We start from the raw sequence: 14952 nt of genomic DNA, 5'->3' as shown, positions 1-14952 counted from the left end.
CGAGAGGTGGCCGGCGGGCACCGGATGACTCGATTACAGGGCGTCACGGCATCCTCAGGTTTCCGGGCTGCGGGCATCGCTGCCGGTATCAAGGCCAGCGGCAAGGAAGATCTGGCGTTGGTGTTCAACGAGGGCCCCGAGTACGAGGCCGCTGGTGTGTTCACGGAGAACAAGGTCAAGGCCGCCCCGGTGTTGTGGAGCCGGCAGGTTCTGTCCACGGGCAGGCTGCGGGCCGTGATCCTCAACTCCGGCGGTGCGAACGCCTGCACGGGGCCCGGGGGGTTCCAAGACGCGCACGCCACGGCGGAAGCCGTGGCAGAAGCCATCAGTGGCTGGGGTACCGAGACCGGCGCCATCGAGGTCGCGGTCTGCTCAACCGGTCTGATCGGTGACCGGTTGCCGATGGACAAGGTGCTGGCAGGTGTGACCGAGGTGGTACACGAGATGGGCGGCGGTATCTCGGGTGGGACCGATGCCGCGCACGCGATCATGACCACCGACACGGTGCCGAAGCAATCTGCGTTCCACCACGCCGACGGCTGGAATGTCGGAGGCATGGCCAAAGGTGCAGGCATGCTTGCTCCATCATTGGCGACGATGTTGTCGGTGTTGACCACGGACGCGAAGGTGACCGCGGCTCAGCTCGACGAGGCACTGCGGGCAGCGGCAGCGATCACATTCGATCGGCTGGATGTCGACGGCGCCAGTTCCACCAACGACACCGTGCTGCTACTGAGTTCGGGCGCCAGTGAGGTCGAACCCACCCAGGCCGACCTCAACGAGGCGGTGCGGCTGGTGTGTGACGATCTCGCTGCCCAGATGCAGGCCGACGCTGAGGGTGTCACCAAACGAGTGGTGGTCACCGTGACCGGCGCAGCCAGTGATTCCGAAGCGCTTGTCGCGGCACGCACGATCGCCCGGGACAGTCTGGTGAAGACCGCGTTGTTCGGATCCGATCCCAACTGGGGCCGTGTCCTCGCCGCAGTCGGTATCGCGCCCATCGAGCTCGACCCTGACCGGATTGCCGTGCGGTTCAACGGTTCACCGGTGTGTGAACACGGGATGGGTGTCCCGGGCGCGCGCGAGGTGGATCTCTCGGTCACCGATATCGACCTCACTGTCGACCTGGGAATCGGATCGGGCAGCGCGTGGATCCGCACCACGGACCTGTCCCATGCGTATGTCGAAGAGAACTCGGCGTACTCGTCGTGATGGGCGCACTCACGCCTCTCGAGAAGGCGCACGTTCTCGCGGAGGCACTTCCGTGGCTGCAGCGGTTCACCGGCAAGGTGATCGTCGTCAAATACGGCGGCAACGCCATGATCGACGACACCCTGAAAGCGGCATTCGCCGAGGACATGGTGTTCCTGCGGACCTGTGGAATCCATCCGGTCGTGGTCCACGGCGGCGGACCGCAGATCTCGGCGATGCTCAAACGCCTCGGGCTCACCGGCGAGTTCCGTGGTGGATTCCGGGTCACCACACCGGAAGTGATGGATGTGGTGCGGATGGTGCTCTTCGGTCAGGTCGGCCGGGAACTCGTGGGTCTGATCAACGCCCACGGACCCTATGCGGTCGGCATCTCGGGGGAGGACGCGCACCTGTTCACCGCGACGCGCCGCTCGGTTCTCGTGGACGGCGAGGCCACCGATATCGGCCTGGTGGGTGACGTGACGACTGTGGATCCTGCTGCCGTCACCGATCTCATTGCAGCGGGGCGTATTCCGGTGGTGTCGACCATCGCGCCCGATGCGGACGGGGTGGTGCACAACATCAATGCCGACACCGCCGCGGCAGCGCTGTCCCAGGCACTCGGTGCCGAGAAGCTGGTGGTGCTCACCGATGTCGAGGGGCTGTACACCAATTGGCCCGACCGCGACTCGCTGGTGTCGCAGATCAACACAACCGACCTCGCCGAGCTGCTCCCGCGGCTTGATTCGGGCATGGTCCCGAAGATGGAGGCGTGCTTGCGCGCAGTGGGCGGAGGTGTCGGTCAAGCGCATGTGATCGACGGGCGCACACCACATTCGATGCTCCTCGAGCTCTTCACGAGCGAGGGCATCGGCACCATGGTGGTTCCCGACCACGAACATGCGGCGCCGCCGGCCTATGGGCATGACGTGCCCGCCGTGGACCACGCTCAGACGCACCCGACACCTAGTGGGGAAAACAAATGACACACGATCGGACCGAGGCCTTGCAAGAACGGTGGTCGGCTTCGCTGATGAAGAATTACGGGACGCCGAAGGTGGCCCTGAAGTCCGGGCTCGGAGCGGTTCTCACCGATGTGGAGGGTCGCGAGTATCTCGACCTTCTCGGTGGGATCGCGGTGAACGTCCTGGGGCATGCCAACCCCGGCGTCATCGCGGCGGTGACCGAGCAGATGTCCACTCTCGGACACACCTCGAACATCTATCTCAACGAACCGGTGGTCAAGCTGGCCGAAGCGCTGCTGTCGAGGTGGGGTGTCGAGGGCAGGGCGTTCTTCTGCAATTCCGGCGCCGAGGCCAACGAGGCGGCGTTCAAGATCGCCCGGCGCACCGGGAGGCCAGAGATCATCGCGGCCGAGCAGGCGTTCCACGGACGCACGATGGGGGCTCTGGCACTGACGGGCCAGCCGGCGAAACGCACGCCGTTCGAGCCGATGCCACCAGGGGTGCGCCACGTGCCCTACGGGGACATCGACGCGATGGCCGCGGCCATCGGACCGCAGACCGCTGCAGTCTTTCTCGAACCCATCATGGGCGAAAGCGGGGTGGTGGTGCCGCCTGCGGACTATCTCGCGTCGGTGCGGCAGCTCACCACCGACCACGGCGCCCTCCTGATCCTCGACGAAGTGCAGACCGGAATCGGCCGTACCGGAACGTTTTACGCACACCAGTCGGTCGGGATCACCCCAGACGTGATCACGTTGGCCAAGGGCCTCGGCGGCGGACTGCCGATCGGAGCGGTCCTGGCGACCGGCCCGGCCGCAGATCTGCTCGAACCCGGTCAACACGGCACCACGTTCGGTGGCAACCCGGTCTGCGCGGCGGCTGCGCTGTCGGTGCTCGATCAGATCGACTCCCAGGGGCTCACCGAGCATGCTGCGTCGCTGGGCAAGTTCATCACCAGCGGCATCGACGATCTGGGCCACCCGCTGATCTCCCACACCCGCGGTGCGGGTCTGCTCTTGGCCGTTGTACTCACCGAGCCGGTCGCCGTTGCGGTCGAGGCCGCGGCTCGCGAGCGTGGGTTCCTCATCAACGCCCCGGCCCCGGACGTGCTGCGGCTGGCGCCGCCGTTGATCCTCACCGAAGATCAGGCAGCTGGGTTCGTGCAAGCGTTGCCCGGCATCCTCGACGCGGCCGGGCAGGCACAGTCATGACGCGGCACTTCTTGAGGGACGACGACCTGTCGCCGGAGGAGCAGGCCCAGGTGTTGGCCCTGGCTGCCGAGGTCAAGGCACAACCCTTCGCCCATACACCGCTTTCCGGCCCCAAGGGTGTCGGGGTCATCTTCGACAAGAACTCAACCCGAACGCGGTTTTCCTTCGAGATGGGCATCGCCCAGCTCGGTGGACACGCGGTGGTTGTGGACGGCAAGGAAACCCAGCTGGGCCGTGATGAGACGCTGGCCGACACGGGCCGGGTCCTGTCCCGGTATGTCGAGGCGATCGTCTGGCGCACGTACGGTCAGAACCGTCTCGAAGAGATGGCGTCCACCGCAACCGTCCCGGTCATCAACGCCTTGTCCGACGACTTCCACCCGTGCCAGGTGCTGGCTGATCTGCAGACGATCATCGAACACAAAGGTCGCGCTGCGGGTCTCACGCTCACCTACCTCGGGGACGGCGCGAACAACATGGCCCATTCATTGATGCTCGGCTGTGTGACGGCGGGAATGCACGTCAAAATCAGTGCACCGGAGGGATTTACGCCCGACGAACGGTTTGTCGGCTATGCGCGGGACCGAGCGGCACTCACCGGCGGAAGCGTCGAGGTTGTCGTCGACCCGAAGTCGGCCGTTGCCGGGGCCGATGTTCTCGTGACCGACACCTGGGTGTCGATGGGGCAGGAAGACGACGGACGCGATCGGAGCGCGCCCTTCCGCGCCTATCAGATCAATTCCGATCTGCTGGCTCTTGCCGATCCCCAAGCCATCGTGCTGCATTGCCTGCCCGCACACCGCGGGGAGGAGATCACCGACGAGGTCATCGACGGACCACAGAGTGCGGTGTTCGACGAGGCGGAGAACCGGTTGCATGCCCAGAAGGCGGTGTTGTTGTGGCTGCTGGATCAACGGTGACCACCCGGGCCGGCCGACACGCACGGATCATCGCTCTGCTGGCCGGCCGCGAGGTGCACAGTCAGACCCAGCTGCGGGAGCTTCTCGCCGCCGATGGCATCGACGCGACCCAGGCGACGATCTCCCGTGATCTCGACGAACTGGGTGCGGTGAAGATCCGCGGCGCCGACGGCGGATCCGGCATCTACGTGGTGCCAGAGGACGGCTCACCGGTTCGCGGGGTCAGCGGCGGCACCGACCGCTTGTCGCGCCTGATGGGGGACCTGCTCGTGTCGATCGACTCCAGCGGCGCCATGGCGGTGTTGCGAACCCCGCCCGGCGCGGCGCACTATCTGGCCAGTGCGCTCGACCGGGCGAGCCTTCCCGAAGTCGTCGGCACCATCGCCGGGGACGACACCCTTTTTGTACTTGCCCGCGAGCCGATCACCGGCGCCGACCTGGCCGAGATGCTCGAGGCGCTGGCATGAGATTCTGAGCAGCACCACCTGACGAAACAGCCCTAAGACATACAACGCACGACCGAACTACAAGGAGTAACCCCCTCATGGCGCAGCGCGTGATCCTCGCGTATTCCGGCGGCCTGGACACCTCGGTGGCCATCAGCTGGATCGGTAAGGAAACCGGTAAGGAGGTGGTGGCCGTGGCCATCGACCTCGGCCAGGGTGGCGAGGACATGGAGGTGGTCCGCCAGCGAGCCCTCGACTGTGGGGCGGTGGAGTCGGTGGTGGTCGACGCACGTGACGAGTTCGCCGAGCAGTACTGCCTGCCTGCCATCACCAGCAACGCGCTGTATATGGATCGCTACCCACTGGTGTCGGCCATCTCCCGGCCGCTGATCGCCAAGCACCTGGTGACCGCGGCCCGCGAACACGGCGGCACCACCGTCGCGCACGGTTGCACCGGCAAGGGCAACGACCAGGTTCGATTTGAGGTCGGATTCGGTTCGCTCGCACCGGAACTCGAGGTGATCGCACCGGTCCGCGACTACGCCTGGACCCGTGAGAAGGCCATCACCTTCGCCGAAGAGAACGCCATCCCCATCAACGTGTCGAAGAAGTCACCGTTCTCGATCGACCAGAACGTGTGGGGCCGGGCCGTGGAAACCGGTTTCCTCGAAGATCTCTGGAATGCACCCACCAAGGATGTGTACTCGTACACCGAGGATCCGACGATCAACTGGCAGGCACCCGACGAGGTCATCATCAGTTTCGAGAAGGGCCGTCCCACAGCGATCGACGGACGGCCGGTCTCGGTCCTCGAGGCGATCGTCGAACTCAACCGTCGGGCAGGCGCACACGGCGTCGGCCGCCTCGATGTGGTCGAGGACCGACTGGTCGGCATCAAGAGCCGCGAGATCTACGAGGCTCCGGGCGCCATGGTCTTGATCCGCGCGCACGAAGAGCTCGAACACGTCACCCTCGAGCGCGAACTGGGTCGTTTCAAGCGCGGCACCGACCGCAAGTGGGCCGAGCTCGTCTACGACGGACTGTGGTTCTCTCCCCTGAAGTCATCGCTGGAAGCCTTCGTCGACCACACACAGCAGCACGTGAGCGGCGACATCAGGCTCAACCTGCACGGTGGTCACATCGCGGTCACCGGTCGGCGCAGTGAGGAGTCGCTGTACGACTTCAACCTCGCCACCTACGACGAAGGCGACACATTCGACCAGTCGGCAGCCAAGGGCTTTGTCCATCTGCACGGACTGTCGTCGAAGATCTCGGCGAAGCGGGATCTGCGCTAGATGTCCACGAACCAGGGATCTCTGTGGGGAGGCCGGTTCGCCTCTGGCCCGGCCGACGCCATGGCTGCCCTGAGCAAGTCCACTCACTTCGATTGGGTGTTGGCTCCGTACGACATTCGGGCCTCCCAGGCGCATGCCCGAGTTCTCCACAGCGCCGGCCTGCTGTCGGACGACGACCTGCAGACCATGCAGGACGGACTCACGAGGTTGGCCGACGATGTCCGGTCGGGCGAGTTCGCACCTGCGGACAGCGACGAAGACGTCCATGGTGCGCTCGAACGCGGTCTGATCGAGCGGGTCGGAGCCGAGGTCGGTGGCCGGCTGCGCGCCGGTCGATCGCGGAACGACCAGGTGGCCACCCTCTTTCGGATGTGGCTGCGCGACGCCGTGCGGATGGTCTCGGCGGGGGTTCTCGATGTGGTGGACGCGCTGGTCGGCCAGGCACGGGCGCATCCCGATGCGGTGATGCCGGGCAAGACGCACCTGCAGGCTGCGCAGCCGGTGTTGCTCGCGCATCACCTGCTTGCGCACGCGCATCCGTTGATCCGTGATGTCGAGCGGCTGAAAGACTTTGATCGTCGCGCCGCCGTCTCGCCCTACGGGTCCGGTGCCCTGGCGGGGTCATCGTTGGGTCTCGACCCCGAGGCCATTGCCGCTGATCTCGGGTTCGATTCGGCGGCAGACAATTCGATCGACGCCACGTCGTCGCGGGACTTCGCTGCCGAAGCCGCCTTCGTCTTCGCGATGATCGGGGTCGACCTGTCCAGGATGGCCGAAGAGGTCATCCTCTGGAGCACACCGGAGTTCGGGTATGTGACGCTGGCCGACGAGTGGTCGACCGGCAGTTCGATAATGCCCCAGAAGAAGAATCCGGACGTCTCGGAACTGACGCGCGGCAAGTCCGGACGGATGATCGGCAACCTCACCGGATTGCTGGCAACCCTGAAGGCACAGCCGCTCGCGTACAACCGTGACCTGCAAGAGGACAAAGAGCCGGTCTTCGACTCGGTCACCCAGTTGCTCCTGCTGCTGCCGGCAATCGCGGGGCTGGTCAGCACCCTGACCTTCGACGAGAACCGGATGGCAGAACTGGCTCCCGCCGGGTTCACGCTGGCCACCGACATCGCGGAGTGGATGGTTCGCGCGGGTGTGCCGTTCCGTGTTGCCCACGAGGTCGCGGGCGCATGTGTCCGCGCCGCCGAGGAAAAGGGGATCGGGCTGCCCGATCTCACCGACGACCAGTTCGCCGAGATCCATCCGGCGTTGACGCCGGCGGTTCGCGATGTGCTGACCGTCGAGGGGTCGATCGCCTCGCGGGATGCACGCGGCGGGACAGCCGGTGTGCGTGTCGCCGAGCAATTGAACAGGCTGGCCGAGGCCGCAATCGGACACAGGGACTTTTAGGGTTCCCGCCGGGGGCGGCCGATGCGGCCGGGGTAGAGTGTGACGCCAGTCACGGTCCAACCAGATGTTGTTTCTTAGGGGTGTTTGTGCGCGGCCTTCCGAACGTCAAGGAAACCCTTGATCGTGTTGTAGCCACTGCCCAGAACGGGCTGGAGGTCATCAGGTACGGCAGTCTCGAGACCGGGACCAGACCTGCTCCGTTCCGGATCGAGGAAACCGTTCCGATGTACCAGCTGCGGCGGTACTTCCCGGACGAGCCCGGCGACGGTCCGCCCGTGGTGCTGGTGCCGCCGATGATGGTGTCTGCCAACGTCTACGACGTCACGGCCGACAACGGTGCAGTCACTGTCCTCCACCGCAACGGTCTCGACCCCTGGGTGGTCGACTTTGGTTCGCCGGACAAGGTCGTCGGCGGAATGGACCGCACCCTCGCCGACCACGTCGTGGCCATCAGCGAGGTCATCGACTCGGTTCGGGAGGCCACGGGCAAAGACGTCCACCTTGCCGGATATTCGCAGGGCGGAATGTTCTGCTACCAGACCGCCGCGTACCGCCGTTCCGAGGGCATCGCGAGCCTCATCACCTACGGCAGCCCCGTCGACGTCCTCGGTGCGCTCCCTCTGGGATTGCCCGCAGCGCTGGTCACCCCGGGCGCACAGTTCCTGGCAGAGAACGTGTTTAACCGGATCTCGGTGCCCGGCTGGTTGGCCCGCACCGGTTTTCAGCTCCTCGACCCCGTGAAGGCGGCGCGCAGCCGCATCGACTTCCTGCGTCAGCTCCACGACCGCGAAGCTCTGCTGCCCCGGGAGGACTCGCGTCGATTCATCGAGGTCGACGGCTGGGTCGCGTGGTCCGGGCCTGCCGTGGCAGAGCTGTTGCGCCAGTTCGTCGTCCACAACCGGATGGTCGGCGGTGGCTTCGTGATCAAGGACCGTGTCGTCACGCTGGCAGAGGTCAGCTGCCCCGTATTGGCATTCCTCGGTGAGGCCGACGACATCGGTCAGCCGGTGGCCGTACGCGGCATCATGCGGGCGGCGCCGCTGTCGCAGGTGTATGAATCATCGCTTCCGGTCGGACATTTCGGACTCGTCGTCGGATCGACCGCCGGCACCCGTACGTGGCCCACCACTGCGCAATGGATCCGGTGGCAGGACGGTTCCGCCGATCAACCCGACCAGATCGAGAAGATGCACGACAACAGCGACGCGCTTGGTGGCTCCGGTGTCAGCTTCTCGTCGCGAGTGGTCCATGGTGTGGGGACGGCTGCCGGTGTCGGCGCAGAGGCCGGCCGGGATCTGGTCGGCGCGGCGAAGTCGGTCGGACGCACCACCGATGCCGTGCTCCGGGAATCTGCACGCGTGGTCCCGCGGCTCGTGCGGCTGGGCCAGTTGCAGGCCCGGACCACGATCTCGCTCGGGAAGTTGATGAACGAGAACGCCCGACGCAACGGCAAACAGGAGCTGTTCCTCTTCGAGGATCGGGTACTGAGCCACCGTCAGGTCAACGACCGTATCGACAACGTCGTGCGCGGTTTGATCGCGTGCGGGGTGCGTCCGGGCGAGCACGTCGGTGTGCTGATGCTGACCAGACCCAGTGCCCTGGTAGCGATCGCGGCACTGTCGAGATTGGGCGCCGTGGCAGTGATGCTCTCGCCCGGAAACGATCTCAAACAGTCTCTCCGGCTGGGCGATTGCTCCCTCGTACTCGCCGACCCTGCCAACCTCGCCGACTCTGCGGCGATCGCCGACCGGGTGCTCGTACTGGGCGGCGGCGACACCCGAACACTGTCGCAGGCCGACGGCGAACGCATCATCGACATGGAGCAGATCGATCCGGACGCTGTCGAAGTACCCACGTGGTACCGGCCGGATCCGGGCCGCGCCGGCGACCTCGCATTTGTTCTCTTCAGCAAAAACGGCGGCACCCTCGAGAAGTGGCCCGTGACCAACCATCGGTGGGCACTGTCGGCTTTCGGGGCCGCATCTGCGGCGGCACTCAGCAGCAACGACACCGTCTATTGCCTCACGCCACTGCATCACGCCTCGGGTCTGCTGACGGCCCTTGGCGGCACCGTGGCAGGTGGTGCACGGATTGCCCTGTCCAACGGGATCGATCCGAAGCTGTTCTCCGCCGAGGTTCACCGGTACGGGATCACGGTGGTGTCCTACACGTGGTCGATGCTGCAGGACGTCATCCAATGCGACAGCCTTGCCATTCAGCCGCACAACCCGATCCGGTTGTTCATGGGCTCTGGCATATCCACCGGGCTGTGGGAAGACCTCCTCGAACGTTTCCCGCGTGCCCGGGTGCTCGAGTTCTTCGCCACCGGCGACGGTTCGGCAATCTTGGCCAACGTCACCGGCACCAAGGTCGGGTCGGCAGGCAGGCCGGTGCCCGGTGTCAACGAAGTCGCGATAGCGGCATACGACCTGGGGGAGAGCCGCCTGATCACAGACGACACGGGGTACGTCAGGGAAGCCCGCGTCGACGAGGTCGGGGTGATGCTGTCCAAGGCCCAGCAGCAGTACGAGGTGGGCGCAACGGTGCTGCGTGACGTGTTCGTCGTGGGCGACCGCTGGCAGCTGTCCGAGCACATGTTCCGACGCGATGCCGATGGGGATTTCTGGTTCATGGGCCACACCTCTTCGGTGATCCACTCGGCAGAGGGTTACATCTACCCCCAACCGATCGTCGACGGGCTGTCGCGGCTGGTGCAGGTCAAACACGCGGTCGTCTACAAGGTGGGGGAGCCCGGTAACCAGCTCGCGATCGCGGCGATCTCGAAGCAGTCCGACACCGGTTCACCGACGGGCTCGGCACTCAGACTCGCGCTGGCCGAACTGACCCCGGCCGAACGGCCACACATCATCCGTGTGCTCGACAACATCGAGGTGACCAACTCCTATCGTCCGCGGTCGGAGGCCCTACGTCAGGCGGGCATCCCCGCGGCCGGCGCGGGCGTCTGGTTCCGCGACGACGAGGGTCGGTACCGGAGGCTGACGCGAGCGATCGCCACCGAACGCGGTTGGCACGCCGGCGCGCGATCGGTCGCAGCGGTCGCCCACTGAGGCGACCGATTCGAAAAAGGTACCGTTGACGCCGTGTCACATGAAGCCGGACTGAACCCCTTGTTGCTGACCTTGCTGGCATGCCCGCAGGACCACGGGCCCCTGCTGGTGATCGGCGACGAGCTGATGTACAACCCCAGGCTCCGCCGTGCCTATCGGATCGATGACGGCATACCCGCCCTGTTGATCGACGATGCGCGTGATGTCGGCGACGAAGAACACGAGCAATTGCTCCAGCGCGCCACTGCCACGACCGGTCCCTCGCCCAGCTGACCTTGGCCCAACCGACTCTCTTCGACGTGGAGCGGCTGGCGGGTGCCACGCCGCTGCAGGCAGCGCGCCGTCTACTCGGATCGCTGCTCGAGGTGGAAGCCGCCGACGGTGTGGTGCGGATGCGCATCGTCGAGGTCGAGGCCTACGGGGGCACCCCCGACAGTCGGTTCCCTGATCCTGCATCGCACGGATACCGGGGACCGACCGACCGGAACCGGGTGATGTTCGGGTCCGCGGGTCACCTGTACGTGTACCGGTCGTATGGCATCCACTGGTGCGCCAACATCTCCTACGGCCACGCCGGGCAGTGCGGTGGTGTGTTGATGCGCGCGGGCGAGATAGTCGATGGCCTCGACATCGCCAGACTCCGTCGCCCGACTGCCCGTGCCGACCACCAATTGGCCTGCGGCCCCGGCAATGTCGGTTCGGCACTCGCCATAAGCCGGGAACTGAACGGATCGGCGGTCTGCACGGGGGAGTCGCCCGTCAGGTTGTTCAGCGGGCCACGCGTACCGGCCGCCGCGGTCGAGAACGGGCCGCGCGTCGGCGTCAGCACCGCCCAGGATCGTCCGTGGCGTCTCTGGGACGGGCGCAGTCTCGCAGTGTCGAAGTACCGGCGCGCCCAGCCGTTGCCCTCCGGGACGCGCACCCTCCGCCTATCGGTACCTGCCGCGGGTACGGAAGGATCGAGCCTGTGACCGATGCGATCCTCGACGAACTGACCTGGCGCGGGCTGATCGCCCAGACCACCGACATCGACGAGTTGGCAAAAGTGCTGACGAGTCCGACGACGCTCTACGCAGGGTTCGACCCCACCGCGCCGAGCCTGCACGCCGGCCACCTCGTTCCACTCCTCACGCTGAAGCGGTTCCAGCGTGCAGGCCACCGGCCCATAGTCCTCGCCGGTGGGGCGACGGGAATGATCGGTGATCCACGCGACGTCGGGGAACGCACCATGCAGTCAGCGGACACGGTGGCCGAATCAGCGCGCAGGATCAGGTCCCAATTGGAGCGATTTGTCGACTTCGATGATTCGCCCACCGGTGCTGTGGTGGTCAACAACCTCGATTGGACGGGCAGCCTCCCGGTGGTCGACTTCCTACGAGACGTCGGCAAGCACTTCTCGGTCAACGTCATGCTGGCACGTGACACCGTGCGACGCCGCCTGGAATCCGACGGTATGAGCTACACCGAATTCAGCTATATGTTGTTGCAGGCCAACGACTATCTGCAATTGAACCGCGAGTTCGGCTGCGCTCTGCAGGTGGGTGGTTCCGACCAGTGGGGCAACATCATCGCCGGGGTTGACCTCACCAGGAGGGTCGACGGCCGAGCCGTCCACGCGTTGACGGTGCCGCTGGTGACCTCGTCGGACGGCAAGAAGTTCGGCAAGTCAACCGGTGGTGGGAGCCTGTGGCTGGACCCGGAGCGGACCAGCCCCTACTCCTGGTACCAGTACTTCCTGAACACCGCAGACGCCGATGTGGTGCGTTACCTCAAGTGGTTCACCTTCCTGGGTCAGGAGGAGATCGCCGAACTCGAGCAGGTCACCCTGGAATCGCCGCACAAGCGCGAGGCGCAGCGACGGTTGGCGCAGGAGATGACCACTCTCGTCCACGGTCAGGCGAACACCGACGCGGTGCAACTGGCGAGCCAGGCGCTGTTCGGCCGTGCCGAATTGACCGAGCTCGACGAGAACACGCTGGCCGCAGCTCTGGCCGAGACCACGATTGCCGACCTGGCCGCAGACTCTCAGCCGACCATCATCGACATCTTGGTCGCGACGGGACTGTCCGAGAGCAACAAAGCCGCTCGCCGAACCATCGGAGAAGGCGGCGCGTACGTCAACAACGTCAAGATCTCGGATCCGCAATGGCAGCCCGGTTCGACGGATCTGCTGCACGGATCGTGGTTGGTGGTGCGTCGTGGGAAGCGAAACTTCGCCGGCGCTCGGGTGCGATGACGCCTGTTCATGCGGTGTTACTCGAAAACACCCCTCTGACCAGGCGATTTGACGCCACGCTCACGACCGCGTAACTTTCTTCAAGTCAGCGAGTGAGGCGCCGGAGAGCGAGAGTCCGGAGCGGCCAAGAACACCGACGGGATGTTTTCCTGAAGGAACAACGCTGACCGCCCAAGTTAGATACGGATCCACTCCGGTGGAGCGTTTCTGCGCGGGTGGCTGAAGGCCGAGAGACCACGGAGCAGCCGGAAACGGAATGTTGCGAGCAGGTTTCAGAGCTGATAGGCTGGGAGACCTGCTCCGGACGAGATTCGGAGCGGAACTTCTAAGAACGACAATAACAAATGCCCTCCGGGATGGCACCTGTTTTCAGGCGTCGAAGTCGGGGAGTGTGTGTTCTTTGAGAACTCGATAGTGTGTCGATGGATTGTTAGTGCCAATTTAGGTGCTGCATTTCTGTCATTGATGAGGCCCTTTGGGGGTTTGGTTGGTGGTGGTGTGTGGTGCCGGCATTAGTTAGATATTATTTTGATTCCATCGCAGGTTTTGAGTCCTGTGGTGGTGTCAGTTTTTGTTTGGTTGGGATTGTGAAATCTCTTCAGGACATATTTTTTTGAAGGAGCACCTTTATTGGTGTTCTTTTGGAAGGTTTTCATGGAGAGTTTGATCCTGGCTCAGGACGAACGCTGGCGGCGTGCTTAACACATGCAAGTCGAACGATGAAGCCAGCTTGCTGGTGGATTAGTGGCGAACGGGTGAGTAACACGTGGGTGATCTGCCCCAAACTTTGGGATAAGCCTGGGAAACTGGGTCTAATACCGAATATGACCGATACTCGCATGGGTGTTGGTGGAAAGCTCCGGCGGTTTGGGATGGGCCCGCGGCCTATCAGCTTGTTGGTGGGGTAATGGCCTACCAAGGCGACGACGGGTAGCCGGCCTGAGAGGGCGACCGGCCACACTGGGACTGAGACACGGCCCAGACTCCTACGGGAGGCAGCAGTGGGGAATATTGCACAATGGGCGCAAGCCTGATGCAGCGACGCCGCGTGAGGGATGACGGCCTTCGGGTTGTAAACCTCTTTCACCAGGGACGAAGCGAAAGTGACGGTACCTGGAGAAGAAGCACCGGCCAACTACGTGCCAGCAGCCGCGGTAATACGTAGGGTGCGAGCGTTGTCCGGAATTACTGGGCGTAAAGAGCTCGTAGGCGGTTTGTCGCGTCGTTCGTGAAAACTTGGGGCTTAACTCCAAGCGTGCGGGCGATACGGGCAGACTTGAGTACTACAGGGGAGACTGGAATTCCTGGTGTAGCGGTGAAATGCGCAGATATCAGGAGGAACACCGGTGGCGAAGGCGGGTCTCTGGGTAGTAACTGACGCTGAGGAGCGAAAGCGTGGGTAGCGAACAGGATTAGATACCCTGGTAGTCCACGCCGTAAACGGTGGGTACTAGGTGTGGGTTCCTTTTCACGGGATCCGTGCCGTAGCTAACGCATTAAGTACCCCGCCTGGGGAGTACGGCCGCAAGGCTAAAACTCAAAGGAATTGACGGGGGCCCGCACAAGCGGCGGAGCATGTGGATTAATTCGATGCAACGCGAAGAACCTTACCTGGGTTTGACATACACCAGAAAGCCATAGAGATATGGCCCCCCCTTGTGGTTGGTGTACAGGTGGTGCATGGCTGTCGTCAGCTCGTGTCGTGAGATGTTGGGTTAAGTCCCGCAACGAGCGCAACCCTTGTCCTGTGTTGCCAGCACGTAATGGTGGGGACTCGCAGGAGACTGCCGGGGTCAACTCGGAGGAAGGTGGGGATGACGTCAAGTCATCATGCCCCTTATGTCCAGGGCTTCACACATGCTACAATGGCCGGTACAGAGGGCTGCGATACCGTGAGGTGGAGCGAATCCCTTAAAGCCGGTCTCAGTTCGGATCGGGGTCTGCAACTCGACCCCGTGAAGTCGGAGTCGCTAGTAATCGCAGATCAGCAACGCTGCGGTGAATACGTTCCCGGGCCTTGTACACACCGCCCGTCACGTCATGAAAGTTGGTAACACCCGAAGCCGGTGGCCCAACCCCTTGTGGGAGGGAGCCGTCGAAGGTGGGATTGGCGATTGGGACGAAGTCGTAACAAGGTAGCCGTACCGGAAGGTGCGGCTGGATCACCTCCTTTCTAAGGAGCAACATAAACTGCGGTCGATGGGTTGCTTTGTACC

11 protein-coding genes and 1 rRNA gene are annotated in these 14952 nt (G+C 64.2%); all 12 read left to right on the top strand.

The genetic code is table 11. The annotated features are described in order from the left end of the window. Positions 1-24: 24 nt before the first annotated feature. A complete protein-coding gene (gene argJ / locus W823_RS49145; protein ID WP_030173229.1) occupies positions 25-1212 on the top strand; it encodes a bifunctional glutamate N-acetyltransferase/amino-acid acetyltransferase ArgJ in 1188 nt (395 codons plus the stop codon). Further along, entirely contained in the window at positions 1212-2177 is a 966-nt protein-coding gene (argB, locus tag W823_RS49140) for an acetylglutamate kinase (RefSeq protein ID WP_023960666.1), read from the top strand. Before argJ ends, argB begins: the two co-directional genes overlap by 1 nt. Next, the gene (locus tag W823_RS49135; protein WP_023960664.1) at positions 2174-3367 is read left to right on the top strand and encodes an acetylornithine transaminase; all 1194 of its coding nucleotides are present in this window, start codon (positions 2174-2176) and stop codon (positions 3365-3367) included. Before argB ends, W823_RS49135 begins: the two co-directional genes overlap by 4 nt. Then, positions 3364-4287, top strand: a complete 924-nt coding sequence (gene argF / locus W823_RS49130) for an ornithine carbamoyltransferase (protein WP_023960662.1) — start codon at positions 3364-3366, stop codon at positions 4285-4287. Before W823_RS49135 ends, argF begins: the two co-directional genes overlap by 4 nt. Beyond that, positions 4266-4754 carry an arginine repressor gene (locus W823_RS49125; RefSeq protein WP_051406618.1) on the top strand — a complete coding sequence of 163 codons (489 nt, stop codon included), beginning with the start codon at positions 4266-4268 and terminating at the stop codon, positions 4752-4754. Before argF ends, W823_RS49125 begins: the two co-directional genes overlap by 22 nt. 77 nt (positions 4755-4831) lie before the next feature. Beyond that, complete coding sequence (locus W823_RS49120) at positions 4832-6028, top strand: argininosuccinate synthase (protein ID WP_023960659.1); 1197 nt, start codon at positions 4832-4834, stop codon at positions 6026-6028. Next, the gene (gene argH, locus W823_RS49115; protein ID WP_023960657.1) at positions 6029-7432 is read left to right on the top strand and encodes an argininosuccinate lyase; all 1404 of its coding nucleotides are present in this window, start codon (positions 6029-6031) and stop codon (positions 7430-7432) included. An 86-nt stretch (positions 7433-7518) separates the two neighbouring features. Beyond that, the gene (locus W823_RS49110) at positions 7519-10500 is read left to right on the top strand and encodes an AMP-binding protein (protein WP_031332869.1); all 2982 of its coding nucleotides are present in this window, start codon (positions 7519-7521) and stop codon (positions 10498-10500) included. Between the two features lie 33 nt (positions 10501-10533). Next, positions 10534-10773, top strand: coding sequence for a Trm112 family protein (locus W823_RS49105; protein WP_023960653.1), 240 nt, complete (start codon positions 10534-10536; stop codon positions 10771-10773). Positions 10774-10799: 26 nt separating this feature from the next. Next, complete coding sequence (locus W823_RS49100) at positions 10800-11471, top strand: DNA-3-methyladenine glycosylase (protein ID WP_235189609.1); 672 nt, start codon at positions 10800-10802, stop codon at positions 11469-11471. Next, positions 11468-12736 carry a tyrosine--tRNA ligase gene (gene tyrS, locus W823_RS49095; protein ID WP_023960649.1) on the top strand — a complete coding sequence of 423 codons (1269 nt, stop codon included), beginning with the start codon at positions 11468-11470 and terminating at the stop codon, positions 12734-12736. Before W823_RS49100 ends, tyrS begins: the two co-directional genes overlap by 4 nt. A gap of 651 nt (positions 12737-13387) precedes the next feature. Next, positions 13388-14909 (top strand): 16S ribosomal RNA (locus W823_RS49090). Positions 14910-14952 lie beyond the last annotated feature (43 nt).

The sequence above is a fragment of the Williamsia sp. D3 genome, from assembly GCF_000506245.1.
Lineage (GTDB): Bacteria > Actinomycetota > Actinomycetes > Mycobacteriales > Mycobacteriaceae > Williamsia > Williamsia muralis.
This window is presented reverse-complemented; position numbering and strand designations above follow the sequence as displayed.